Source organism: Paenibacillus tianjinensis (genome assembly GCF_017086365.1).
Taxonomy (GTDB): Bacteria; Bacillota; Bacilli; order Paenibacillales; family Paenibacillaceae; genus Paenibacillus_AQ; species Paenibacillus_AQ tianjinensis.
Genome location: NZ_CP070969.1, coordinates 179,171 through 203,965, shown reverse-complemented (window position 1 = coordinate 203,965; position 24,795 = coordinate 179,171). Strand labels below are relative to the sequence as shown.

Genomic DNA, 24,795 nt, shown 5'->3' with positions numbered 1-24,795 from the left:
ACTTTCAGGGATCCCTTAGTTTGAACCCAGTTTACTCGCAACGATCTGATCAACAATTCGATTATTTTATGCTACAGCTTGCTCAGCATTAAGCAGGATTTCTTCCCAGTCAATATCAAGGCCTGAGATTCGAAGAATACCTTCATATACCGCTGCTCCCACTGCTCTCCATATACATTCTCGTAATAAGCAAAAATATGTTCCGCTTTGTTCACAAGTCGGCCAGATGGGCGGATTCTCGCCTTGAATGCTGATACGAAGCTCGGCCGACAATTGCAACAACTCCTTCAATATATTGGAATGAGATATACCAATATTCCCATACCATGAATTGACTGTCAAAGCATTTTGTCGGCCGCTTCATACAGGACTTTATTAGATTTCTGCAACTATGTTCTTCTCAAATAAAGTCTCATCCACATTTATAAACTGCACTGTCATATGAAGCTTTCCCATCTCCCTGTGCACCGTCACATTCGAAACAAACTTCTTCACCCACTCATTCATCAACTGCGGACTCGGTGTTTCCTCATCCAACAAAGCAATCATCGTCTTAATGTCTTGCTGAAGCGTCTGTAAGCTCTCCTGCGATACATTAAAGGCTTGATTGGCTAATTGGTGATCGGCATGCTCTCTTCGCTTCTCCGTCAATTCTGAAGACATTTCGGCAATCATCTCTGCGTAATACGCCTTACCGCTGCCAGATTGTACTTCCTGCTGCATCTGTTCAATCCGTTTCTCCAAGAAATTAATCTCGGCCTCCATGTTTGCTGCGGATACGATCTGGTGACGATTGGCTTCATCATGACACTTTCGAATCTCTTCCTCCAATTGATTGTCGAATGTAAGCCGCAGTAACGCACTACGAAGCTTGTTGACGACGATCTGTTCAATACGATCTTTCCTCCAGCTTACATAGGGGCAGAACTCTTTGCCCTTCCGCATGTAGCCACCGCAGACATAATATTTCTGGCCCCCGTACTTCTTTGTGGTTGATGTTGAGTTGCCAACCATTCTTGACCCACACTTATCACATGTAAAAATACCTCTGAGCCAAAATGGTGAAGCTGGCTTGATTTGATATGGATTATGAGTCACGCCGCCCCCATTATGCCTCTTCTCGGAACGCTGCTGACAGAGCTTAAATAATTCTTCATTAATAATGGCCGCATGTGCATTCTCCGTAATGATCCATTCAGAGCGATCCCGCCACTTCTTCCCTTTAGTTTGATAGTCCTGCTTGTTCCATATTCTACGGCCTAGGTACGATTCATTATGGATAATGGCTTGAATAGTACTGGCCGACCATTTCCCGCCTTTTTGCGTTGGAACATTACTCTCATTCAGGAGCGAGGCTATTCGCTTGTAGCCCATCTCTTCATAGGCATACTGATTGAATATAAAGCGGACTGTATCAATCTCTTCCCGTGGTCCAAGTACCCATACTGCTTTCGTCTTTTGGTTACCGAGTGCGATATGTTCAGTACGGTAAGCATATGGAGGCGTACCACCGTTGTTGTAACCTTGCTTCGCGTTCTGAGCCATGCCTTTACGGACTTCTACGGCCAGATTAGCATTGAAGAACTCCGAGATCACTTCTAGCATCCCCTCAAGCAGCATATCTTGCGGAGAATCAGCTTCTGTCTGTTCAACAATAGAGATTACCTTAACCCCGTATTGCTTCAGCAGAGCCTTGTAAAGCACATGATCGTCACGATTACGTGAAAATCGATCAAACTTATGGACTAGAATAGCCTCAAAAGAACGATTTGTACGTTTCGCCATTGCAATCATTCGCTGAAACTCTGGACGATCATCTGTCTTGGCTGACTTGCCTTTTTCAATGAATTCATTAACAATAGTCCACCCCTTGCCTTGGCAATATTGCTGCATAGCTTTGAGTTGGGCTGGGATTGATAGTTCCTTCTCTGCTTGACGTTCCGAAGATACTCGTGCATATACGACTACTTTCATTACATTCAATCTCCTTTGTGTGGATTATTTGGACACAAAAAAAGCAGGTACACCGTCAATGCGGCATACCTGCTTGGGGAAAGCTTTCGATTGGGTATTTCTCATTTGAACTTTGTTGGCCTACGAAGCTCCAAAACCGACTGAGCAGCATTCCAGAGCTTATCATCTATGATTGCGGGATGAGCTTCTTTTACAACGATCCATTCAACCTCAGCATTTCTGGTGCCTTCAACGATGCATTTCTTATTCCATATGCGATAACCGCGATAAGCTTGGTTGCTAAGAATGGAAAGAACAGTGGAGGGTGTCCATCGTCTCCCACCAGCACCCATACGATTGAGTTCACGCATAATGCGTTTTCCTCCCCAACCTTCAGCAGCCAACTCAAAAATAGTCCGAACAATTCCAACCTCTTCATTTGGTCCCAGGCAATAAGTGACTTTAACGCCTTCACGCTTCCGGCGATAGCCAAACGGAGCACGACCTCCGCAATGATATCCCTGTACTGCATTCTCTCTCATGCCTTTAAGCGTCTCATGTCTGAGATTGACGTTATAAAACTCGCTGATAACCTCCAGCATCCCTTCCAATAAAACACCATGCGGCGTATCTGGCTCTGTCGGCTCTGATGCGGAAGTTACGATAACGCCTTGTTTCTTCAACAACGCCTTGTAAATGACATGATCTGCACGACTTCGGCTAAAACGGTCAAACTTATGCACTAAGATCATCTGGAAGCCCTTATCGCTTTTCTGGGCAGCGGCAATCATCCTCTGGAACTCTGGACGGGCATCGGTTTTAGCCGATTTGGCTTCGTCAATGTATTCCTCTACAACAGTCCAACCTTTTTCCTCTGCATATTTGAATAATGCTTCTCTCTGTGCTGGAATGGACAGCTCTTTATTGGCCTGTTGCTCACTGGACACTCTCAGATAAGTAACTATATTCATGGTTAATTGGCCTCCTATGACGATGTGGTGTTACGCAGATACCTCCAGAACGCAAAAAAGAGCCAAGGGGTAATCCCTTGACTCAGCTTGTCTTTCTTACACTCTATCTTATTTCAATTTTTTAAAGACTGAATCTCCCTTCGCAGCACCTCGTAGTATCTATATAATCAGCATGAGCTATGCTGGTATTTTAATAGCTGAACTTGATTCATTAACGGGAAGGTATTGGAGCATAAAAACAAAATTCACAAAATAGACACTTCTAAAATGTTGTATATAATGTGGATCAACTCGTAATGGAGAACAAACAACATCTACACAATCACGATATGTTTCCTGTACGATTTCCTCTTGTATTCCTTGCTACGCAAGGGGTTAAAGCATCCAGAGGTTTTACCGAAACCATACTACCTTGAAAGTGAGTTGACCACCATGCTCCACACCTTGCTATTAACCACCCCCTTAATCAATACACTGTATGAAGATGTCGCTTCAGTTCTTAGATTACCTACTACTCCAGGTCGCCATTCTTATCCCTACTTCTCTCAAGCTGGATTCAGGGAGATCACACTGATATATGCTCGTTCTCCCAAAATGAAATACCGAGGCCTAGAGATCAGATTGAATCCACAAGTGCTGCTCTGTCCAGATAGGGTCATTCATTCTACCTCCGCTTCCGAAATCAGCAAGATACCGGACATGTTTGCTATTCAACTTCGTCATCTTCTTGGCCCTCTGAGCGATCATCTACCGCATTTTAACGATTGGACGTGTAAACGGATAGATTACTGCGTCGATATCCGTACAGAGCATGTCAGCGACTATATCCGCCTATTCCAACGTTCCAAAGTTCCGAACCGCTTTTTCCAAGCCAAGAACAAGCTAGACGGAAGTGCATATGCTAAGTCCGGTTCGGTTACTTTGAACTTCTACGATAAAGAAGATGAACTTCGCAAACGAATTTTAAAATCAGATACACGGATTAATGAACAGCATCTTGAGGAAGCCCATCATCTACTACGTATAGAAGTACAATGTGAGTCCCGGAAGACGAACTACCTTAAACAGCGATACAGCTTTTACAACAAAGGCGTGTACAACTTCTTGCATGCTCCTATAGCAGAAGAGTTACTCCTGGGCTATTACGATAAAAGCATTGGAGCGGGTGACTTCTACAGCCTTTATGAAGCTAGGAAGATTATTCGGCAAGCAAATATTCAAGAGAGGACCAAAGAAGCAGCAAGACAAACGCTGGAGCTAATTGCACAGGTAAGAAGCGTAGATGGTGCCAGGAAGCAGTTTATAGATGGAGTTGTTTTAGAGCAATCAGGATTCATTCAAGGCAGCAGCGTAACCTTCAGCCGATATGTGAAGTTACTTCGAGAGTTGGGAATTAATCCAATAACAATACCAAGGGGATGGAAGATTCATCACCTTCCCAATCTGCGGGAGAACATTGTTCAGATACTTCATGAGGAGCTTACCATTTAGAGAAAAGGAAGGCTGGCATGCTTCTATTAGCATCCAGCCTTTATACTACTTGTTATTCAAAAATGTAATATCCAAGCAACCCGGCGGATAGTTGGAGTATATACGTATAATACATTCGTTATCAATTGGCCGGACTCTCCCTAACGCCTGAATCATTTCACTTTCAATCATCCACATGTGTATTTTACGGAACTTTTCGTGGTCAGCTGTCCGAAAATAAAATCTGTATCCACTATTAGAAACCAATTGTCTAGAATATTCGGGTACGGATTCCAATTTATCATTTGGATAAAGGGCATTAACATAAAGAGCATAAGCAAATGAAGGAATGTTGGGTGTGCCAAATACAGCAACATTCTTTCCTTCATGCTCATTCACACTCGTTACACTCCCGTAGTGGAGCGTAGTATCAAACCCCTGAGTATTGAAGAATTCTTCGTATTCGCTAAACGTAACTATTAACGGCTGCTTTGGTTGATATCTTTGTTCAAGTGATCGCGATATGGGATTAAGCCTGTAATCACGAATAAATCGCACAAAGGCTGTTTTCTCCCATAGCTGTTCCCTTTCCTCCATATTCTCTATACTGGTTCTGGAGAATGAGTAATCATGTATCATGGATATGCGGGCTCTTAAACGTGGAAGATCAAACTCAAGAAACCTCACCTTATCTGCTCTGAAGAGTTGCTCATATATTTCTTGATCAGCCGTGGCTGACATTACAAACACTTTGCAAGCGAATGCCGGAAGCTCTCGTTTGCTTACAAAGTTGATAACAGGGATGGTAGCTCTGTTTTCACGTATCCATAGCGTATTCACATACTCCGAAGCAATAAATAAGTGGTCAACAGTCCTGCTGCTAATTGAACCAACCTGCGAATCATTTATTATCTTCAATACTTCTTTCTTTTCACTTTGAGGTTCAAAACGTTCCAGACTACCCAGCTGATTTTTAGATGCTCGAAGAATAGTATCTATTCTTTGAATAACTCGCTGCTTATACCGTGATTGCATATTACCTTCAATCAGACCTTTCAATCTAATAATTTCCTCTCGTTCTACCTGATGTTGCTTTAACATAGCAAATACAATATCTTCATCAACAATGACCACATCAGGTTCTATATGACCGAGACTGAACAACCTGTCGTGAGTCGTAAACACGATCTTTCCCTGAGTATAGTCTTGATCACGTAAGCTATCTGTTACTTGAAGATATCTTTCCAATTGTTGCCTCTCATCGTTAAGCTCTCCGTTGCTTGCCCCAATAATTTCGTTTAAGCGATCTTCCATGAGTCTTCGTGCACGTTTGTATTCCCCGTTGGCGTAATAGCTTTTAATCAATGCATCAAACTCATGCTCAATATTAGGCACCTGCGGTACGTTTATTAATTTGTCTTCAATTGATTCTGCATCAAGAAACTGTGATAACCGCCCAAACACATCATTTTTAGCAACATGGGTCGGAAAGGCGATTAACACTGTTTTATCTTCGGCAATAAAATCAGGTATATGTGCAAGATACAAGCTTGTCTTCCCAGCTCCAACAAAACTCTTATACACTGTGATACCAACATCATCGGAATTCAGATCAGTATTGAACTGTTCTTGCATTTGCTCACGAATTGCTGTGATGCTCTGATTACCAATTCGCCTGTTTCTAAGTGTTATAATTTTATTGGAGGGCTGACGCAGTAAGTCAGTGATATGACCAAACTTGATCTCATTGTTTTGTCTACACTCAACTACTAGGCCACAGAAAGACTTGCAAGCTAATTCGTTTTGGTCATAACCCATCCTTCTGTACCGACTCATTAATCTCCCCATGAGCGTTAATTGTATTGATTCGTAATCACCTGAAAGCTCCATTCTTTCCTTTAAGATCGTTTGAGCACCTTGGACATTGCAAAGTGACTTGGCTATCCCGTTTATTTCGTACATACTAAGGCGTCTGTTTCCAGAGCAGAGATCAGCCAGTAACTGACAAGCAGACGGATCGGCTATTAAGGAATTAATCTCCCTTTCGTCCCACGAAGGGTCAGTTGCATTGTTTACCGTCTTTTCAGGAAATATTCGTTCTCCATTAAGCTGCCTCACCATACCATGGCTATTAATAGCAAAATAGATTTTTACGAATTCATATCCGGTGTCTATTATATATATTAGCGGGTCGGACGAATTCGTGATTTCTTCCTGCGGGTTCATAGATCGTTTCGTAATCTCTATAAACGGGTGGGAATCGATCTCTTGTATGTTAATAGCTTTTAAGAATCCTCTTACTGCGACCGCCCCATTGTTATTCTTTGCCTCGTTATTGATATGAAAGCATGTAACTTCTAATAAATACGCAATATCCAATCTGTCTTCGGTGGCTGAAGATATAGCAATACCTGCTCTCAGATCGTTCAGGGCATCGTACTCAAGCTTCAATTCTTTTTTAAACTGCGACAAATTCTTCCCAGAATGCTCAAACAACTTCTTTAGACACCCTTGGACAGCATAGCTCATTCTGGCATCGTCTAATGGACTTGTTGTCATAAAGACCGCATATGTATTTGATTGCCCGTCGATTCGAGATTTAATAGCTGGAACAATGCCATACAAGTTGCTGATCTCTTCAAAGTGATCCTTGTTGTCTATTCTTACGAAGAAAGTATTCTCCATAATTCCGCTTGCTAAATTATTCTCCATCTAGCGATCCTCTTTTCAAACTGGACTACTTACCTCTATATCAAGTATCGCATAGAGAACATTATCCGGCAGTAGCATGTCTAACATTATTCTTCATGCTTCATTGCTGAGCTTGCAGTTACGTACAGCAAAAAACCGCAATCCATAGGACCGCGGCTCTTCACTCTTATTATGCTGGCTTAATCGTAGAGTACTCTTTGAGCAAGAATGCAGTAGTGTCTTTCTTCATCCTTACTAATTTCCGGTTTGTTACTGGAATAGAAGTAAAGGGCCTTCCGAATTTCCCGTAGTTCCTCCACAGTTAAGTCATCGGATAAGTTTTTAGTCCACATTTGATTTCCTCCTCTCCTATAAAGTATCTATGTAATCAGAAGCTGAATTTCCTCTGCTGATTTATTATTACGTCTTCAACACGTTCATGCACACAGTAAAAAAGCCCTCAACTCAAAAACTCAGTCAAGGGCTTATCTCAGATATCAGAACCAATACACAAAACCAAATCGGACAAGCGGTGCGGCAACAATAACTCCAGGCCCCAGGAAAGCTCCTGCAATAAGGCCAACTGTTGTGCCGCAAATCCAGTTTGTCCAGAATCCTGAAGCTTTCAAATGAGCACGCTTCTTATGCAGCATATACCCAATCCCTATCATTACCAGCTCAGCAAAGAAGTATAGACCGCCAAACGCCAGCATCGCAATACAGATGCCAATATATAGAACAGTGCCTATTACTACGTAACTCTTTAAGAATCCGTTCAAGTTCACCCTCCTTTTCTTGAACTGCTATCATTGCTTTCGACTCAGAACAATGAATATCATTCCGACCACGCCACCGATAATACCGCCTATACCATAACCAGTCATTTTATCGTTTTGCATCTCTTGACGGCCAATTTCAGTCGCGGCTTTGTACTTAGCAGATCCGGTGTTCTCAGCGATCTGAGACATAACAGAAATAGCTACTTGCTTCTGGTCGCTATTCCGTGTACCGATAAGTCCACCAATAAAAGCCCCTAGAACAACACTGACGATCATAATTACGATGTGCCTTCTACTCATAATAGTCATTCTCCTTAATGAGTCCTGTCATATTGAACTCTGTTCAAATCAAACCATCTATATCGGCTCTTGGATCTATCGCCAGATTCTTCGCGTCAGCACTATAATCTGCTAGTAGTTTGTCCGAAAACGGAACGCTCTCCTTTTGTTTATCTAACATTAGAAAGGTTTTTCCGTCCACGCTAACATAGACATTCGTAATGTGTGTTTTATCATGAGATGAAGAGGTTATCTCAAAAACATAATACTTCTGTTCGTTAATCACTTTTAATCTTCGAAGGTCTGTAATAATGGTTGCTTTGTTAAGCATCAGCATTTTTATTTTTGTCTCAAGCATTTCAAGAGCCTTGCCTCTGGATATATCTGTAAAGAAGGCCACTAATAACTCTGGAAGAGATACTCTTACTACTTCTGACTCTCCCGATTTCCCTTCGCTTGTTAAACTCCCATACGCAGATAATAAAAGAAGCAAGCCAGTAACAATCAAAATAACAGCAGCAACAAATGCCATGATCACTTCAGAGTGTACTTGATTTCCGTACATACCTTCAAAATAGGCTTCTTCCTTATATTGATCTGATTTTGTAACCATAATTGCTGCGACTCCCGCCCAAGCTCCAAGCAGTAGAGTGATCCAACCAACAACTTTTTTCATAATAATCCCTCCCAGTTTTTGTGCAATAATTCTAATAGTAGTTCTATATAAGTCTTGTAGTCAATTAATATAATTGCACTATTCCTCTACTGTTTGAGTAGAGGGGATGAATCATGAACTATATCGAATTAGGATTAAAGATTCGGACTGAACGCAACAGAATCGGATTGACTCAGGAGAAACTTTCGGAGCTTGTTGGCATTTCCGAGTCTTATCTTGGACACATTGAACGCGGCGACCGGAAGCTCTCTGTAGAAACACTGATCAGTTTGGCCTCTGTTCTTAATGTAACTATCGACTCCTTGCTCTATGAAGAGATTAGCGAAGAAAGTGACATCTACATCAACCAATTCAAATATCTTACTAACAAGCTTGCTCCCAAGCAAAAACAAATAGTGATTGATGTTGTAAAGACACTTACATCACATCTGGGTGCTGAAGAGTAGGTACTTAACGCTAAAGCCCTTTATACGGAGGGGTCGCCATGATAGGCTGATGCCTTGGTGATGCTGGTTCATAGCATCGCCTTATCGCCGTGTATCGTGGCGACAGAGGCTCCGTATCAAGGGCGGCTCGAACATAACAGTGAAGGAGTTACATCAGGCCACGCTCTTTCATTGAGCAGTAGTTTTCATTAGCGATAATTAGATGATCCAAAAGCTGCACTCCCATAATCTCTCCTGCGTTCACCAGACGTTCGGTAAGAGCGATATCCTCCTGTGATGGAGTTGGGTCTCCTGAGGGATGGTTGTGAATGGCTATGATTGCAGCAGAGCTTCTTTTAACAGCGGCTTTATAGACCTCGCGTGGATGGACAATAGCTGAATCCAGTGATCCGATAGCAATTGTCTCTTTACCAATCACTCTGTTCTTTGTATTCAGAAAGAGCAGTACAAAGTGCTCTCGTTGCAAGTGGGCGAGCTCCGGCATCATGAGGTCTGCTGCATCTTTAGGAGAGCGTATGGTGTATACCTCTTGAGTTGGTGCATTCAAGATACGTGCCAGTTGCAGGACAGATATGATCTGGCGGGCCTTAGACTTGCCAATCCCTTTAATGGTTAGCAGCTCATGTTCGTCCACATCCAATAGTTCAGGCAAAGTAGTATAGCGGTTGAACAACTGCTCCATCACGTATCCCTCTGACTTTTCGCAGAGCGTATTTGCCAGTAGGGCTTTCAGGTTGTTCATTTGATATGATTGCATGTCATTAACCTCCGTATTGTTAAAATGCCAATAGAAGAGACCGTGGTGGCCTCTCCTGCTTGTGAGCGAACTATATTTTTGTTAAGCTGTTCTTAGACGTATTACTTGGTGTGCTCCATTTGTGGGCCACCTTTTTTTGTTTGGTTTATCTTCATTTGATGCAGAACAACTTGAACGAGTAGTCGCATGTACTGACGGCTTTCAGGCGAATCAAGACAAAGTGGACTCTCTATCCGACCCGAGCCTGATGATGAGTGACGCATGGATGACTCCTTTCACACTTAAAATAGATCATACTTTGTTAAGCTTGTGTAGGTATCTCTGCAACTGCGAAGCGAAATACTTTTCAAAGTAACGCCGCATGTAGTACGCTGCATGTTCATCATCCAGTTTCCAGCACCTGATAAAGTACGTGTACAGAACAGTGCCAGCCATACGTATGTGGCCGTTCATGACTAGCTGCCGCATCAGCACGGTTATGTCTTCAGGTAATCCTCGCTTCTCGACCATTGTTATCACCTCCTTTCAAGCTGCTTTCCGTTTTGGAATGCAGTTCTCCCCATAAATGGGGAAAAGCTGTTGATCAGAAAATCAGAAGGGGTTTTCGCCATTTTTGGCGTAAAGTCTAAATACTTTCACCTTCTTACGTATTGCTCGTTCCCCAGATTTGAGGAATGTGCAAATTATCGTTTATGTTCTTATGTCTTCTGGTAATGCTCGTTACTTGTTCATTGATATCACCTCCTTTCAAGAGCGTTCTCTTCCTTGAGTTGTCCCAGGGCTCAACCCTTTTCACCAGAATCGGGGGAAAGTCATGAATCAAACTCAGGAGAGCTGTCCGCCAATTTTGGCGAGCAGCCTCGATGTTTCCCCTTCTGTAAACTCAACTGTAAAGTTGCAAGTTCTACCTTCCTCACTGTTTTACGCAAACAGAACACAAAAGGCCTGCATCACTAAGTGCATAGACACAAGTCGCAAATGGCACCCCCCGGGCAGTAATTCTTAATAGATCCTTCTTTATAATTATCCTAGAGGGGTCAGGAAATTTTTCTCATTTTCAATTTTGTAGTAAGCATTTTCAACAGGTAAACATAGAAAATACAGCACAAAAATAGCCGTTTCTCCAAAACGGAAAAACGACTGGTTTAAAGCAAAATATTATGTTTTTTTATTTGGAATCCTAAAATAGCAAGCATTAGCAGGTGTACGTCCACAATGAAATGAACACTCCTGTGTATTATGGAGTATTGAACAGTAATATACTCTTCAGCAGTTTAGGAAAAAAAACAAGTGCAGTAGGAGTAATCGAAGAACTGAGATACTTTAGAGCCTTTAGTGAGGTAGCTTTGAGAAGTTGTTTTAACGAAGCGAAGTAAGGATGATGAGGCATGGGGGGCAAAAACACACGCCGAAGGGGATCATATTTATCACTGGTTACGTGGCGGCCAATGCCTTCTGTCTCCGTATAGGCTCAGTGAAACTCACTGTATCCATTAACAGCAAGTCTCAGAAACCGCGTAGTGGCAAGCTTTTTAACCACCATGTATCGCCCAAAACATCCGCTGAAATGAGAAAAGACACCGATTAAGGTGTCTTCACTGATACTCCATATGGAGCCGAGGGGAGTCGAACCCCTGTCCGAAGATAACGGCACATAAGCTTCTACGAGTGTAGTCACAGTTTTGATGTCACCCGAGTATCGCCCCGTAACCGGCTATACGTTGGGTCAGCCTGATTATCTTCTTCCGTTGACCCCAGGCGGAGACCAAGCGGCGTATCCCACTACTAGTTAGCCCCTATCCCTGTCACATGGGCGATGCAGGGTAGAAGCACGCACACAGTTTCTTAGGCTGCGAAAGCGTAGTTTGTTTGTTGTTTGCCGTTTAATAGGCTTTAGCGTTGATAAAGCGGACGCGTCCCCACTACTCGCTACTCATGCTCGAACTACCCCCGTCGAATCCAAGAACGGCCCCTCATTAGAAAGGGCGCTTCGGATTAAGCGGACCAGCGAGCAAGAAATGATCCGGTCTACAGCTTTCTTGATCAAGAAGGCTGTTCTGAAGCAATAAGCTTTACTTACACAGTATAGCACATTTATCAACACTTTAACATGTGGGTTAAAGGAATTGCAGGAGCAATCTGGAACTTTGGGCTTCGGCTAACGCCGGCCCTGCTACCTGGCGATCTTCTGCTTATCGCGCAGTACACGCTGGATATCGCGCTGTGCATCGCGTTTGGCGGCCGAATCACGCTTGTCGTATTCTTTCTTCCCTTTACCGAGGCCGATCAGCAGCTTGGCGTAGCCGTTGCGCACATAGACCTTGAGCGGCACGATCGTAAAGCCCTCGCGTTTGGACTGCCCCAGCAGCTTATGGATCTGCTCCTTGTGCATCAGCAGCTTGCGGGTACGTGTCGGATCGGTAGGGTTGGCACGGTTCCCCTGTTCGAACGGGCTAATATGCATGTTGTGCACAAAAATCTCCCCGTTACGAATGGTGGCAAAAGCGTCCCCGATATTAGCGCGTCCGTTACGCAGCGATTTGATCTCTGTGCCGGTCAGCACCAATCCCGCTTCATAAGTATCCTCAATGTAATAATCATGGGAAGCTTTTTTGTTCTGGGCGAGCACTTTCCCGTCTGCTTTTTTACCCATGAAAGTCACTCCTTAAATTCTATTCTCCGAACATCAGATCTTTATTGTATCAAAAGGAATCCGCTGAACGCAAGGAAGTAAGCCCCTAACGTTTGCCAAGCATTTTGACATATGTATGTCAGTAAGCTCTAAAAAAGCGCTATTCCCCTTCCAGGGAATAGCGCCCATTTATCACCCTCAGCCTATTCCTGAGGCTTTTTCTTCTTTTTCTTCCGGCGGACCGCACTTTCGGCGTTGCTGCCGTTGTCGCTGCGCTTAGCAGAAACGTTATCCGACGTCTCCACATTGCCCGGCGTCACCGAAGCGCCGATGAAGGGGCCGCCTTTGTTCTTCTTGCGGCGGCCCTTGTTCTTGCCTTCCGAGCCGCTGCCGCGGCTCTCGAACCCGCGATCCTCCCGGCTGCTGAACCGGGTGTTCGCATCAACGCCGCGCAGCTCGCCGCTGCCGGCATCGCCGCCTGTCGGCGCGCCGTAGCCGCCCTTGCCGGAGCCGAAGCCGAAGCTGATGCCGCGTCCCCCGGCACCGCCTCCGGCCTCTCCGCCGCGGCCACGCCCACCGCCGCTGCGCTCACGCGGCGCACTGCTGCCGCCCGCTTCGCTGTTCAGGGCGGCAAAGGCCCGGCGCGCAGCCTCAGCCGGGCCGCCCCCGCGCTTGCCGCGCGCAGGCGCACCTGCGGGTGCGCCGCCACCGGTCGCCGCATCATTGCGCGGCGTTGTCTCCCAGGCGCCGGTCGCTACCGCGCCGCCTTTGCGTTTGCCGGCGTTCCCTGCGCCGCCGGCCTTGCCCTTGCCCGCGCCGCCTGCAGCGCCGGGCTTGCCTTTCCCGCCGCGGCCCTTGCCGCCGCTGCCGGCTTTACCGCCGGACGGCTTGCCGAAGCCGCCGGCCCCCGGACGGCCGCCTTTGCCGCCGCGGCCGCCATAGCTGCGGTGCTCGCCTGCCGCGCGCGGCTTCATGTCGACCAGCTCGAAGTCGATCGTGTGGTCGTCCATGTTAACCTTGGCAACGCGGATCTTCACCTCATCGCCGATGCGGAACACCTTGGAGGTGCGCTCGCCGATGAGCGCCATATGGGCCTCGTCGAAGTGGTAGTAATCATCGCTCAGCGCGCTGAGACGTATGAGACCTTCGACGGTGTTATCCAGCTCGATGAACATCCCGAAGCTGGTCACACTGCTGATCATGGCCTCGAATTCCTCGCCTACCTTATCCTGCATGAACTCGCACTTCTTCAGCTGCTCCGTATCGCGTTCCGCCTCAACCGCCACACGCTCGCGTTCTGAGGATTGCTGGGCGATATCCGGCATCCGTGTTGCCAAGTATTCCTGCCGCTTCTCAGTCAGGGCTCCGCCGTTCTCAAGCACCTCACGCATGACCCGGTGAATAACAAGGTCAGGATACCGGCGGATCGGTGAAGTGAAGTGGGAATAGTATTCGGCAGCGAGGCCGAAGTGGCCTGTACTCTCCGCATCGTATTTGGCCTGCTTCATCGACCGCAGCATCATCGTGCTGATAACCGTCTGCTCTTTCGTGCCCTGAATCTGCTCCAGCAGGTCCTGCAGCGCACGCGGATGAACCGAGTTGCCCCGGCCTTTGACATGATAGCCAAAGTTCGCGGCAAACGCCATGAAGTTCTGTAGCTTCTCCGGATCCGGATCTTCATGAATCCGGTACAGGAACGGAACCTTAAGCCAGTGGAAATGCTCAGCCACCGTCTCGTTGGCCGCCAGCATGAATTCCTCGATGATCTGTTCAGCCACGGAGCGCTCGCGTTTTACAATATCGATCGCCTTGCCGGTTTCATCGACGATAATCTTGCTCTCTTCAAAGTCAAAGTCTACCGCCCCGCGCCGCATCCGCGCATCGCGCAGCTTCATCGCCAGCTCTTTCATCAGACGGAAATCCTCAATCAGCGGGCTATAGCGCTCCAGCAGCTCTGGATCTTCATCCTCGACGATTTTGCGGACATTGGCATAGGTCATTCTTTCCTTGGTACGGATCACACTCGTAAAGACATCATGCTTCACGACCTTCATATGCTCATTGAATTCCATCTCACAAGACATCGTAAGCCGGTCCACCTGCGGATTAAGACTGCATATCCCGTTCGACAGACGGTGCGGCAGCATCGGAATTACCCGGTCCACCAAGTACACGCTGCATCCCCGGTCATAAGCTTCCTTATCAAGCTCCGAGCCTTCGCGCACATAATAGCCCACGTCGGCAATATGAACCCCCAGCTTATAGTGCCCGTTCTCCAGACGCTCGACATTGACTGCATCATCAAGGTCTTTGGCATCTGCGCCGTCGATAGTAACAATGTTAAGCCCGCGCAGATCACGGCGGCCCTGCTGAATAATCTCTTCTTCCGTAATGGAGTCCGGCGCTTGCTCTGCTTCTGCCATCACTTCAGCCGGAAAAGCTTCCGGCAGCTGATGCTTGCGGATGACCGACAAAATATCAACGCCCGGGTCATCCTTATGCCCCAGTATTTCAATAATCTCGCCTTCTGCCGCAGAGCGGCCTTCTGGGTAATTTACGATACGGACGACAACCTTTTCACCGTCTACCGCCCCTTTAAAGGACTGTTTCGGGATAAAAATATCGCGGTTAATCCGCTTATCATCAGGCAGCACAAATCCGTAGGTCTCCAGGCTTTGGAATACACCGACGGTCTGGAGTACGCCTCTTTTGACGATGCGCACTACTTCACCTTCCATGCGGCCGCCTGACGGACTCTTGGACGTGATTCGGATCAGGACGATATCTCCGTTCATAGCCCCTTTAAGATCGTTGGCATGAATGTATACATCGGGATGGTCGCGGTCATCTGGAATCAGAAAAGCAAAACCCTTCGCATGGGCCTGCAGTCGTCCACGCAGCAAATCCATCCGCTCCGGTACGCCATAGCGGCTGTTCCGGGTCAATACAATCCGGCCGTCCTGTTCGAGCTCGACCAGCAAGTCCTCAAACGCCTTAAACGAAGCGCTGTCCTCTAATGCAAAGTGGCTTACCAATTCATCGTAAGTTAGCGGCTTATAAGCGGTTTCCCGCATGTAATCAAGTAATATTTCCTGTGTTATCAAGTACGTCACCTCGGCCCTCCGCAGCATTCGTATGCCGCTGGCATATATGTATGTCTTGTCCTTTACTGCCCGAAATCATTCAAGTAAATTTTACCTATATATACTCATACCCTAGTATACACGAAATCAATCCCGACCATCCCTGTTATGATCATCAGAAGGTTAAAGCATTCATAAATTTTCATAACAAAAAAGCCCCCGCCCCATTCCATCCAGAACAGAGCGAAGGCTTAGTGTATGCAATTTAGTCAATGACGATGGCAACGATGATCGACATGATGAAGAATCCAGCCGCCAATGCGACTGTTACACGCTGAAGTACGAGTTCCATACCGCGTGCTTTAGTTTTACCAAAGAGATGCTCAGCACCGCCGGAGATGGCACCGGAAAGACCTGCGCTTTTCCCCTTTTGCAGAAGAACGACCGCAATCAGACCGACGGAAAAAATCAGGAGCAATACTTTCAAAAAGATATCCATTCACTTCCACCTCCTACGTCCAAGCATCACTATCTATGCTAATTTTAATTTCACGATTTCATAAACAGCATTTTTATTTTATCATAGCGCTCCAGCGAATACAACCTTCTTGCTACGAATCTATCTATAAATGGAAGAACCCTATATCCAGAAAAGCAAAAAAAGAGCCTGCCGAAAAGCGGCAGGCTCTTATGAAGCTAATATCAGAAGATATTATCTTTTGAGGTTGTAGAAGGATTTCAGGCCGTTGTATTGAGCCAATTCACCCAGTTCGTCTTCGATGCGAAGCAATTGGTTGTATTTAGCAACACGGTCTGTACGGGAAGGAGCACCAGTTTTGATCTGGCCAGCATTGGTAGCTACAGCGATATCAGCGATTGTGCTGTCTTCGGACTCACCGGAACGGTGGGAGATAACAGCAGTGTAGCCAGCGCGTTTAGCCATTTCGATAGCATCGAAAGTTTCAGTCAATGTACCAATTTGGTTAACCTTAACCAGGATGGAGTTACCGATACCTTTTTCGATACCTGTAGCAAGACGCTCAGTGTTTGTAACGAACAGGTCGTCACCAACCAATTGAACTTTGTCGCCCAATTTTTCAGTAAGCAATTTCCAGCCTTCCCAGTCGTCTTCGGACATACCGTCTTCGATGGTGATGATTGGGTACTTCTCAACCCATGAAGCCAGAAGGTCTACATACTCAGCGGAAGTGTAAGATTTACCTTCGCCAGCAAGTGTGTATTTACCGTCTTTGTAGAACTCGGTGGAAGCAACGTCCATACCCAGGAATACGTCAACGCCTGGTTTGTAACCAGCTTTTTCAATCGCTTCGATGATTGTAGTGATTGCTTCTTCGTTCGAACCAAGGTTTGGAGCGAAACCGCCTTCGTCACCTACAGCTGTGTTCAGGCCTTTGGACTGCAGTACGGATTTCAGGTTGTGGAAGATTTCAGCACCTGTACGAAGAGCTTCTTTGAAGCTTGGAGCGCCTACTGGCAGAACCATGAACTCTTGAACGTCGATGTTGTTGTCAGCATGCTCACCACCGTTGATGATGTTCATCATTGGTACTGGCAGTGCTTTAGCGTTGAATCCGCCCAGGTATACATACAAAGGAATATCCAAAGCTGCTGCAGCTGCACGAGCTACGGCCATGGATACAGCCAGGATTGCATTAGCGCCCAGCTTGCCTTTGTTAGGAGTTCCATCCAAAGTGATCATCAATTTGTCGATGCCCACTTGGTCAAGAGCGTCCATACCGATTACTTCTGGAGCGATGATTTCATTTACGTTCTCAACAGCTTTCAGAACGCCTTTGCCCATGTAACGGGATTTGTCGCCATCACGAAGCTCAACAGCTTCATGAGCGCCTGTGGAAGCGCCGGAAGGAACGATAGCGCGGCCTTTAGCGCCGGATTCCAGATAAACATCAACCTCTACAGTAGGGTTACCGCGGGAGTCAAGGACTTCGCGTGCATATACATCAGAAATAATAGTCATGTAAGTTAATCTCCTTTTAAATAGGGTTTTGGTATTCATTAGATTGCTTAGGGTCTTGCTTATTTACGGCTGGCAATCATGGATTGTCCGGTCATTTCCGCAGGCTGCGGGAGTCCCATCAGATCAAGGATTGTCGGTGCCACATCGGCAAGGATACCGGATTCGCGCAGAACAACATTCTCAGTCGTTACGATGAAAGGAACCGGGTTCGTGGTATGAGCCGTGAACGGACGACCGTTCTCGTCAAAGACCATATCCGCATTACCATGGTCGGCAATGATGATTGCCACGCCGCCTTTGGCAACAACTGCATCCACAACTTTACCCACACATTCATCTGTTACTTCAACGGCCTTGATGGTAGGCTCCAGCATGCCGGAGTGTCCAACCATATCAGGGTTCGCAAAGTTAAGGATAATCGCATCCTGTCTGTCCGCTTCGATTTCCGCAACGCAGGCCGCCGCCACTTCGTATGCGCTCATCTCAGGCTTCAGGTCATAGGTTGCTACTTTTGGCGAGTTGATCAGGATACGGGTTTCGCCGGGAAGCTCTTCATCGCGTCCGCCGCTGAAGAAGAAGGTTACGTGCGGGTACTTTTCAGTTTCCGCGATACGCAGCTGCTTCTTGTTGTTCTGTACAAGCACTTCACCCAGGGTATTATCCAGGTTCTTCGGCGAGTACGCCACATAGCCTTGCACCGTTTCGCTGAACGTAGTCAGACATACGAAGTGCAGACCCTGCGGGAACAAGGGACCACGGTCGAAACCGCGGAAATCGGAGTTGGTGAATACCTGCGACAGCTGAATCGCGCGGTCAGGACGGAAGTTCAGGAACACGACGGAGTCGCCGCTTTCCACTACCGCAACCGGCTTATCATTGCTGTCCACGATAACACTTGGCTCAACGAATTCATCATATACCGAATTCTGGTAGGATCCAGTGATCGCCTGCAGAGCATCGGTATATTTAGGGCCTTCGCCATATACCATAGCACGGTAAGCCTTCTCTACACGTTCCCAGCGCTTGTCGCGGTCCATCGCGAAGTAACGTCCGGATACTGTAGCGATTTTACCTACACCCACTTCTTCAATCTTCGCGATGAGATCCTGAACGAACTTCTGTCCGCTGTCAGGAGGTACGTCGCGTCCGTCCATGAAAGCATGGATATACACTTCGTGCATATCTTCTTTCTTGGCCAGATCAAGCATGGCGAACAGGTGATTAATATGACTGTGTACGCCTCCGTCGGAGACCAGTGCATACAGGTGAAGCTTTTTGCCGGTAGACTTAGCGCTTCTTACAGCAGCAACCAGCGTTTCGTTCTCGAAGAATTCCCCGTCACGGATCGACTTGTCGATACGGGTCAGATCCTGGTATACGATCCGGCCTGCGCCGATGTTAAGGTGACCCACTTCCGAGTTGCCCATTTGTCCTTCAGGCAGACCTACAGCTTCGCCGCAAGCGGTAAGCGTAGTGTTCGGATATTGTTTCAGGTAACGGTCATAGTTGGGCTTATTAGCCTGGGCAACCGCGTTGCCTTCAGCTGTATTCCGCAATCCGAAACCGTCCATGATGATTAGAGCTACAGGTCTTGGAGCTGACATCCTTATTTCGCCCCCTCAACGAGTGAAACGAAGGAAGCAGGCTGCAGGCTGGCACCGCCGACAAGAGCGCCGTCGATGTCGCTTTGACTCATGTACTCCGTTACGTTCTCAGGCTTCACACTACCGCCGTACTGGATACGAACAGCTTCAGCTGTTGCTTCATCGTACAGGCCTTTTACAAGGGTACGAATGTAAGCAATAACTTCGTTGGCATCTTGGGAAGTAGAGGATTTACCTGTTCCGATAGCCCAGATAGGCTCATAAGCAATAACCACTTGAGCTGCTTGTTCAGCACTCAAACCGGCAAATGCCGCTTCGGTTTGAACCTTGCAAACATCCTTAGTCTGGTCAGCTTCGCGCTCTTCGAGCTTTTCGCCGACACATACAATAGGAGTAATGCCGTGGCGGAAGGCCGCATGCATTTTTTTGTTCACAATTTCATCCGTTTCGCCGAAATAAGCACGACGCTCGGAGTGGCCGATGATCACGTAGTCTACGCCAAGATCCTTCAGCATTACGCCGCTGATCTCGCCAGTATAAGCTCCGTTATCTTCGAAGTGCAGGTTCTGTGCACCGATTTTGATACTTGATCCTTTAACCGCTGCAACCAGAGCAGGCAGGTTAGTAAAAGGAGCGCAAATAACAGTTTCAACGCCTTCTACTTCTGCTTGGCCTTTGATTTCAGCGATGAAACCTTCGGCTTCCGGAACAGTTTTGAACATTTTCCAGTTGCCCGCAATAATAGGTGTTCTGCTCATAATCTTGAATTGCCTCCTTCTTCGCGTCTTACTTGTCGTTCAGTGCCTCTACGCCAGGAAGTGCCTTACCTTCCATGAACTCCAGGGATGCACCGCCGCCTGTGGAGATGTGATCCATTTGGTCAGCCAGGTGGAATTTCTCAGCTGCAGCTGCGGAATCTCCGCCGCCGATCACAGTATAACCCTCAGTTGTTGCGCAAGCCTTCGCTACGGCAATTGTACCTTCAGCAAAGATGTCGATTTCGAACACGCCCATAGGACCGTTCCAGACAACCAGCTTGGAGTTTTTGATAATATCAGCATAGATTTCACGAGTCTTAGGACCGATGTCCAGACCTTCCCAGCCCTCAGGAATTTCAGTTACATCTACAATTTTGGTGTTGGCATCTGCGCCGAACTTGTCAGCAACTACAACGTCAACCGGAAGCACGAAGTTTTTGCCCAATTTTTCAGCTTTCTCAATGAATCCGAGAGCAGCATCAATTTTATCGTTGTCTACCAGCGAGTTGCCGATTTCATAACCTTGAGCTTTGGTGAATGTATAGGAAAGGCCGCCGCCGATCAGAACATTGTCAGCCAGGTTCAAGAGGTTGTCGATAACATCGATTTTGTCCTTAACCTTGGAACCGCCGATGATGGCAGTGAAAGGACGCTCAGGGTTGGACAGAGCTTTGCCCAGTACGGACAATTCTTTCTCCATCAGCAGACCGGATACAGCCGGCAGGAAGTGAGCGATTCCTTCAGTCGAAGCATGTGCACGGTGAGCCGCGCCGAATGCGTCGTTGACGAACAGGTCAGCCAGTTCTGCGAACTGCTTAGCCAGTTCAGGATCGTTCTTTTCTTCACCCGGATAGAAACGGACATTCTCAAGCACAAGCACATCGCCATTGTTCAGTTCAGCGATTTGTGCTTTCACTGCATCACCCACAGCTTCATCAGCTTTGGCTACCGGTTTGCCGAGCAGCTCGGACAAACGAACAGCAGCACCGGTAAGGCGCATGGAATCAACGAATTGACCCTTCGGACGGCCCATGTGGCTGGCCAGAATGACCTTTGCACCGTTCTCGATCAGGTATTTAATCGTTGGAAGTGTTTCGCGGATACGGGTATCATCAGTGATCTTACCGTCTTCCACTGGCACGTTGAAATCTACGCGTACGAATACGCGTTTGCCTGTTACTTCTACATCACGGACGCTTTTTTTGTTCATGATTAGTTTCCTCCACACCCAAAATTGGTTCATGCGAATCCCATTTAGAAAGAGCGGAAACAAGGAAGTTCTGTTTCCGCTCTATAAATGCTGCTTATATTAAATCAGTCTTACTGAGCAAGTTTTGCGAATTTTTCCAAAGTACGAACGAGTTGTGCAGTGTAGGACATTTCATTGTCGTACCAAGCAACGGTTTTAACCAGTTGTTTGTCGCCAACAGTCAGGACTTTAGTTTGTGTTGCATCGAACAGGGAACCGAAAGTCATACCCTTGATGTCGGAAGATACGATTTCATCTTCAGTGTAGCCGTAAGTTTCTGGATCGGAAGCTTCTTTCATAGCTGCGTTGATTTCTTCAACAGTAACATTCTTATCCAGAACAGTTACCAGCTCAGTCAGGGAACCAGTCGCTACAGGCACACGTTGTGCTGCACCGTCAAGTTTGCCTTTCAGTTCTGGGATAACCAGACCGATTGCTTTTGCAGCACCGGTAGTGTTAGGGATGATGTTCTCAGCAGCAGCGCGGGCACGTCTGAAGTCGCCTTTTGCGTGTGGAGCATCAAGAGTGTTCTGGTCACCTGTGTAAGCGTGGATAGTAGTCATCAGGCCTTCAACGATACCGAACTTGTCGTTCAGAACTTTTGCCATTGGAGCCAGGCAGTTAGTTGTGCAAGATGCGCCGGAGATAACTGTTTCAGAACCATCAAGGATGTCATCGTTTACGTTGTAAACAACAGTTTTCATGTCGCCTGTAGCTGGAGCAGAGATAACTACTTTTTTAGCTCCGCCTTTAAGGTGTTTTTCAGCAGCTTCTTTAGTTGTGAAGAAACCTGTGCATTCCAGAACGATGTCTACGCCAAGCTCTCCCCAAGGAAGTTCTTCAGGGTTGCGGTTAGCCAGAACCTTAACGTCTTTGCCGTTTACTTTGAAGAATCCGTCATGAACTTCAACTTCACCTTGGAATTTACCTTGAGTTGTATCATATTTAAGCAAATGAGCAAGCATCTTAGCGTCAGTCAGGTCGTTGATTGCTACCACTTCGATACCTTCTACATTTTGAATACGGCGGAATGCAAGGCGTCCAATACGTCCAAAACCGTTAATACCAACTTTTACACTCATTGAATAGTTCCTCCTAGATTTCGTTTTATTTATTCAAGACAAGCCGTGAAGCTCGTCAAGACAACAATGTTAAGTATAATGCAAAATAACTGCGGGCGCTCCCCATATCCTGGAAGCTATAGAACTTGCTGCAACTGTTTGTCGATGTCTTTGCCGATTTCGACGGCAGCAGCCTCATCTGTAACAAGAATGTCCTCTTGCCCGAATCGCAGCATTGCGTGGATTGCTTTGGCCTTGCGTTTGCCCCCTGCTATACCGACAACAACTTCCGTACGGATGATATCCTCTAATCGGAGCCCCATCGTAAGCATGGTATGGACAACCTGGCCAGCTTCGTTAAAATAATAGCCGAACGATTCGGCAACCGCGCCCTCTGCCTGGATCTCTGAGACTGTCGTCTCATCCAGCTTGCGGCGGCGGGTCATTTCAATGGCATCACCGATTCCATGAACAATAATACGCGATCTGCGGATGATTTGCACGATCTCCCCAATGTTCGAGTCATGCGCCAGAGACTGGTAAGCATCCTCACTGAGCAGATCCGGCACATGCAGCAGACGGTAATTCGCCCCGATCCGCTTAGCCATTGTTGAAGCAATCGTATTCGCCTGAATTTCCATGCTCTCTCCAAGTCCTCCGCGTGCAGGGACAACCCATGCATTCTTATAGGAAAGGGATAAGGGCAAGGTCAGCTGATCGGCCATCTCAGCTAATGTAGAGCCGCCTGTTACGGCAATGGTATCGTCGCTGCGCAGCACTCCGAGAAATGCCTTCGCACCTGCACGTCCCAGCTCACGCTTCGTGAACGGCGATGTCTCGCAATCTCCGGGCACAATAATTACTTTATTAAGACCATACGTTGAGCGAATCTTCTCTTCCAGATCATCCAGGCCAAACAGACTCTTGGCGATCGGCTCTAGCAGGTCAAGCGTTCTGCGACCGGCATCGCTAATACGCATGCCGACACTCTCGATCTCAATGAGCCCTTGCGATTTCAGAAGATCCGTCTCGGCACGCAGCACACGCTCGGTCATATCCAGCGAGGCAGCCAGCGTTCTGCGCCCAATAATATCGGACAGCATGATCTGATGTAGAATCGTGTAACGTCTCTTAAGGGTTTCCATGAGATCCGGCAGAAGCTGCTTTTGGATTTCCAATAAATTGCGCATGCTTTCACTCCTGCAACTTCGTCTTTCTCTATTCCCTTGTTCGTGGTCTCAAAATGTCCCGGGCTAACTTTTTAAGTCCCACTCATATTCTAACCAAATATTACGCGGAGTGCAAGTCATCCGAGAGTATAATTCTCAACCACTGTTCATCTTATACATCTAACAAGGCATGGAAAGACCCGAAAGCAGGGTTGAAGGCACAGAAATGCCCGGTCTAGGCCTGTTTCTGGTAGGGCTATACCTTGTCGCTGTATGCCGGCAAAGATATTTTCTGAACACTGACGCTGATCCATTGCATTTGTACAATAAATGTATTATAATAATTTTTGTTGCGCCCGTGGTCCAATGGATATGACGTAGGCCTCCGAAGCCTGAGATCCAAGTTCGATTCTTGGCGGGCGCGCCATTATTTACTTATTTGTACATAATTTAGCAGTCGTCATACTGTTAATTAACCAAAGAGCCACTTGATGGCTCTTTTTTTTGAAACTAAGTTTGACTTTCTTTGACTTTTTGTTTGAATTTGTTTATCATGTGGTTAATACGGTAACAGTAAAAATGAACACATTCGAATAGCCAATTCAAGGAGGTTTTCCACGTGAGTTATATCCCTATGGTAGTAGAACAGAGCAATCGCGGCGAGCGCGCTTATGACATCTATTCCCGCCTGCTGAAGGACCGCATCATTTTCCTTGGAACAGAGGTCAATGACGTGGTTGCCAATTCCATCATCGCACAAATGCTATTCCTGGCGGCTGAAGATCCGGATAAGGATATTCACCTGTATGTGAACAGCCCCGGCGGTTCCATCACGGCAGGCATGGCTATATTTGATACAATGCAGTACATTAAACCGGATGTTTCCACAATCTGCGTGGGCATGGCCGCTTCCATGGGAGCTTTCCTGCTGAACGCCGGTGCCAAGGGCAAACGTTTTGCGCTGCCAAACAGCGAAATTATGATTCACCAGCCGCTTGGCGGTGCCCAAGGCCAGGCTTCGGATATCGAAATCCGCGCCCGCCGCATCATCAAGCTGCGCGAGAAGCTGAACCGCATCCTGTCCGAGCGTACCGGCCAGCCGCTGGAGAAGATTGAGAAGGATACCGACCGCGACTACTTCATGAGTGCTGCCGATGCAGCTGAATATGGTATTGTCGATAAAGTCATCGAGAAGACATTGCCAACAGGCGTGTAACA

General features: G+C 46.9%; 21 protein-coding genes, 1 tRNA gene and 1 other RNA gene. 4 read left to right on the top strand and 19 right to left on the bottom strand.

The window, feature by feature from the left end:
- Positions 1–71 precede the first annotated feature (71 nt).
- The 3 genes from JRJ22_RS01005 to JRJ22_RS00995 all read right to left on the bottom strand — a co-directional run bounded on the left by JRJ22_RS01005 (position 72) and on the right by JRJ22_RS00995 (position 2,924).
- Positions 72–215 (bottom strand): hypothetical protein, encoded by a 144-nt coding sequence (locus JRJ22_RS01005; RefSeq protein ID WP_206102754.1) that lies wholly within the window; start codon positions 213–215, stop codon positions 72–74.
- A 160-nt stretch (positions 216–375) separates the two neighbouring features.
- Complete coding sequence (locus JRJ22_RS01000) at positions 376–1,974, bottom strand: recombinase family protein (protein WP_206102753.1); 1,599 nt, start codon at positions 1,972–1,974, stop codon at positions 376–378.
- A gap of 101 nt (positions 1,975–2,075) precedes the next feature.
- Positions 2,076–2,924 carry a recombinase family protein gene (locus JRJ22_RS00995; RefSeq protein ID WP_206102752.1) on the bottom strand — a complete coding sequence of 283 codons (849 nt, stop codon included), beginning with the start codon at positions 2,922–2,924 and terminating at the stop codon, positions 2,076–2,078.
- Between the two features lie 423 nt (positions 2,925–3,347).
- Here JRJ22_RS00995 and JRJ22_RS00990 point away from each other — a divergent pair, with 423 nt between their 5' ends.
- Positions 3,348–4,415, top strand: a complete 1,068-nt coding sequence (locus JRJ22_RS00990) for a hypothetical protein (RefSeq protein WP_206102751.1) — start codon at positions 3,348–3,350, stop codon at positions 4,413–4,415.
- 45 nt (positions 4,416–4,460) lie between these two features.
- Here the strand turns inward: JRJ22_RS00990 and JRJ22_RS00985 are convergent, their stop codons facing one another.
- The 4 genes from JRJ22_RS00985 to JRJ22_RS00970 all read right to left on the bottom strand — a co-directional run bounded on the left by JRJ22_RS00985 (position 4,461) and on the right by JRJ22_RS00970 (position 8,819).
- Positions 4,461–7,106, bottom strand: coding sequence for an ATP-binding protein (locus JRJ22_RS00985; RefSeq protein WP_206102750.1), 2,646 nt, complete (start codon positions 7,104–7,106; stop codon positions 4,461–4,463).
- A gap of 476 nt (positions 7,107–7,582) precedes the next feature.
- Positions 7,583–7,864, bottom strand: coding sequence for a hypothetical protein (locus JRJ22_RS00980; RefSeq protein WP_206102749.1), 282 nt, complete (start codon positions 7,862–7,864; stop codon positions 7,583–7,585).
- A gap of 27 nt (positions 7,865–7,891) precedes the next feature.
- Entirely contained in the window at positions 7,892–8,140 is a 249-nt protein-coding gene (locus JRJ22_RS00975) for a hypothetical protein (RefSeq protein WP_206102748.1), read from the bottom strand.
- 67 nt (positions 8,141–8,207) lie between these two features.
- On the bottom strand, positions 8,208–8,819 hold the full coding sequence (locus tag JRJ22_RS00970; protein ID WP_206102747.1) for a hypothetical protein: 612 nt from the start codon (positions 8,817–8,819) through the stop codon (positions 8,208–8,210).
- 113 nt (positions 8,820–8,932) lie between these two features.
- Between JRJ22_RS00970 and JRJ22_RS00965 the strand changes: the two genes are divergently transcribed.
- Positions 8,933–9,265: a helix-turn-helix domain-containing protein gene (locus JRJ22_RS00965; RefSeq protein ID WP_206102746.1), complete on the top strand. Its 333-nt coding sequence runs from the start codon at positions 8,933–8,935 to the stop codon at positions 9,263–9,265.
- Positions 9,266–9,413: 148 nt separating this feature from the next.
- Here the strand turns inward: JRJ22_RS00965 and radC are convergent, their stop codons facing one another.
- The 12 genes from radC to JRJ22_RS00905 all read right to left on the bottom strand — a co-directional run bounded on the left by radC (position 9,414) and on the right by JRJ22_RS00905 (position 23,598).
- Positions 9,414–10,022 carry a RadC family protein gene (radC, locus tag JRJ22_RS00960; RefSeq protein WP_206102745.1) on the bottom strand — a complete coding sequence of 203 codons (609 nt, stop codon included), beginning with the start codon at positions 10,020–10,022 and terminating at the stop codon, positions 9,414–9,416.
- A 291-nt stretch (positions 10,023–10,313) separates the two neighbouring features.
- Entirely contained in the window at positions 10,314–10,532 is a 219-nt protein-coding gene (locus JRJ22_RS00955) for a hypothetical protein (protein WP_206102744.1), read from the bottom strand.
- A gap of 1,098 nt (positions 10,533–11,630) precedes the next feature.
- Positions 11,631–11,995, bottom strand: a transfer-messenger RNA (tmRNA) gene (gene ssrA, locus JRJ22_RS00950).
- Between the two features lie 200 nt (positions 11,996–12,195).
- Positions 12,196–12,675 carry an SsrA-binding protein SmpB gene (gene smpB, locus JRJ22_RS00945; RefSeq protein WP_206102743.1) on the bottom strand — a complete coding sequence of 160 codons (480 nt, stop codon included), beginning with the start codon at positions 12,673–12,675 and terminating at the stop codon, positions 12,196–12,198.
- A gap of 182 nt (positions 12,676–12,857) precedes the next feature.
- On the bottom strand, positions 12,858–15,758 hold the full coding sequence (gene rnr, locus JRJ22_RS00940; protein WP_206104926.1) for a ribonuclease R: 2,901 nt from the start codon (positions 15,756–15,758) through the stop codon (positions 12,858–12,860).
- 244 nt (positions 15,759–16,002) lie between these two features.
- A complete protein-coding gene (secG, locus tag JRJ22_RS00935; protein WP_206102742.1) occupies positions 16,003–16,236 on the bottom strand; it encodes a preprotein translocase subunit SecG in 234 nt (77 codons plus the stop codon).
- 213 nt (positions 16,237–16,449) lie between these two features.
- Positions 16,450–17,736 carry a phosphopyruvate hydratase gene (gene eno / locus JRJ22_RS00930; protein WP_068721706.1) on the bottom strand — a complete coding sequence of 429 codons (1,287 nt, stop codon included), beginning with the start codon at positions 17,734–17,736 and terminating at the stop codon, positions 16,450–16,452.
- Positions 17,737–17,795: 59 nt separating this feature from the next.
- Entirely contained in the window at positions 17,796–19,340 is a 1,545-nt protein-coding gene (gpmI, locus tag JRJ22_RS00925; protein ID WP_206102741.1) for a 2,3-bisphosphoglycerate-independent phosphoglycerate mutase, read from the bottom strand.
- Positions 19,341–19,342: 2 nt separating this feature from the next.
- Complete coding sequence (gene tpiA / locus JRJ22_RS00920) at positions 19,343–20,098, bottom strand: triose-phosphate isomerase (RefSeq protein WP_206102740.1); 756 nt, start codon at positions 20,096–20,098, stop codon at positions 19,343–19,345.
- A 28-nt stretch (positions 20,099–20,126) separates the two neighbouring features.
- Positions 20,127–21,308, bottom strand: coding sequence for a phosphoglycerate kinase (locus JRJ22_RS00915; protein ID WP_206102739.1), 1,182 nt, complete (start codon positions 21,306–21,308; stop codon positions 20,127–20,129).
- A 110-nt stretch (positions 21,309–21,418) separates the two neighbouring features.
- Complete coding sequence (gene gap / locus JRJ22_RS00910; RefSeq protein WP_206102738.1) at positions 21,419–22,429, bottom strand: type I glyceraldehyde-3-phosphate dehydrogenase; 1,011 nt, start codon at positions 22,427–22,429, stop codon at positions 21,419–21,421.
- Positions 22,430–22,545: 116 nt separating this feature from the next.
- Entirely contained in the window at positions 22,546–23,598 is a 1,053-nt protein-coding gene (locus tag JRJ22_RS00905; RefSeq protein WP_206102737.1) for a sugar-binding transcriptional regulator, read from the bottom strand.
- 331 nt (positions 23,599–23,929) lie between these two features.
- Between JRJ22_RS00905 and JRJ22_RS00900 the strand changes: the two genes are divergently transcribed.
- Both JRJ22_RS00900 and clpP read left to right on the top strand, forming a co-directional pair.
- Positions 23,930–24,004, top strand: a tRNA-Arg gene (locus JRJ22_RS00900).
- Between the two features lie 192 nt (positions 24,005–24,196).
- Positions 24,197–24,793 carry an ATP-dependent Clp endopeptidase proteolytic subunit ClpP gene (gene clpP, locus JRJ22_RS00895; protein ID WP_036690083.1) on the top strand — a complete coding sequence of 199 codons (597 nt, stop codon included), beginning with the start codon at positions 24,197–24,199 and terminating at the stop codon, positions 24,791–24,793.
- Positions 24,794–24,795 lie beyond the last annotated feature (2 nt).

Coding starts and splice junctions, on each gene's coding strand:
- JRJ22_RS00970 (WP_206102747.1), bottom strand. CDS start 8,819: ATGAAAAAAGTTGTTGGTTGGATCACTCTACTGCTTGGAGCTTGGGCG.
- JRJ22_RS00965 (WP_206102746.1), top strand. CDS start 8,933: ATGAACTATATCGAATTAGGATTAAAGATTCGGACTGAACGCAACAGA.
- eno (WP_068721706.1), bottom strand. CDS start 17,736: ATGACTATTATTTCTGATGTATATGCACGCGAAGTCCTTGACTCCCGC.
- gap (WP_206102738.1), bottom strand. CDS start 22,429: ATGAGTGTAAAAGTTGGTATTAACGGTTTTGGACGTATTGGACGCCTT.
- JRJ22_RS00985 (WP_206102750.1), bottom strand. CDS start 7,106: ATGGAGAATAATTTAGCAAGCGGAATTATGGAGAATACTTTCTTCGTA.
- JRJ22_RS00915 (WP_206102739.1), bottom strand. CDS start 21,308: ATGAACAAAAAAAGCGTCCGTGATGTAGAAGTAACAGGCAAACGCGTA.
- gpmI (WP_206102741.1), bottom strand. CDS start 19,340: ATGTCAGCTCCAAGACCTGTAGCTCTAATCATCATGGACGGTTTCGGA.
- secG (WP_206102742.1), bottom strand. CDS start 16,236: ATGGATATCTTTTTGAAAGTATTGCTCCTGATTTTTTCCGTCGGTCTG.
- JRJ22_RS00905 (WP_206102737.1), bottom strand. CDS start 23,598: ATGCGCAATTTATTGGAAATCCAAAAGCAGCTTCTGCCGGATCTCATG.
- radC (WP_206102745.1), bottom strand. CDS start 10,022: ATGCAATCATATCAAATGAACAACCTGAAAGCCCTACTGGCAAATACG.
- JRJ22_RS01000 (WP_206102753.1), bottom strand. CDS start 1,974: ATGAAAGTAGTCGTATATGCACGAGTATCTTCGGAACGTCAAGCAGAG.
- tpiA (WP_206102740.1), bottom strand. CDS start 20,098: ATGAGCAGAACACCTATTATTGCGGGCAACTGGAAAATGTTCAAAACT.
- JRJ22_RS00995 (WP_206102752.1), bottom strand. CDS start 2,924: ATGAATATAGTTACTTATCTGAGAGTGTCCAGTGAGCAACAGGCCAAT.
- JRJ22_RS00955 (WP_206102744.1), bottom strand. CDS start 10,532: ATGGTCGAGAAGCGAGGATTACCTGAAGACATAACCGTGCTGATGCGG.
- JRJ22_RS00975 (WP_206102748.1), bottom strand. CDS start 8,140: ATGATCGTCAGTGTTGTTCTAGGGGCTTTTATTGGTGGACTTATCGGT.
- smpB (WP_206102743.1), bottom strand. CDS start 12,675: ATGGGTAAAAAAGCAGACGGGAAAGTGCTCGCCCAGAACAAAAAAGCT.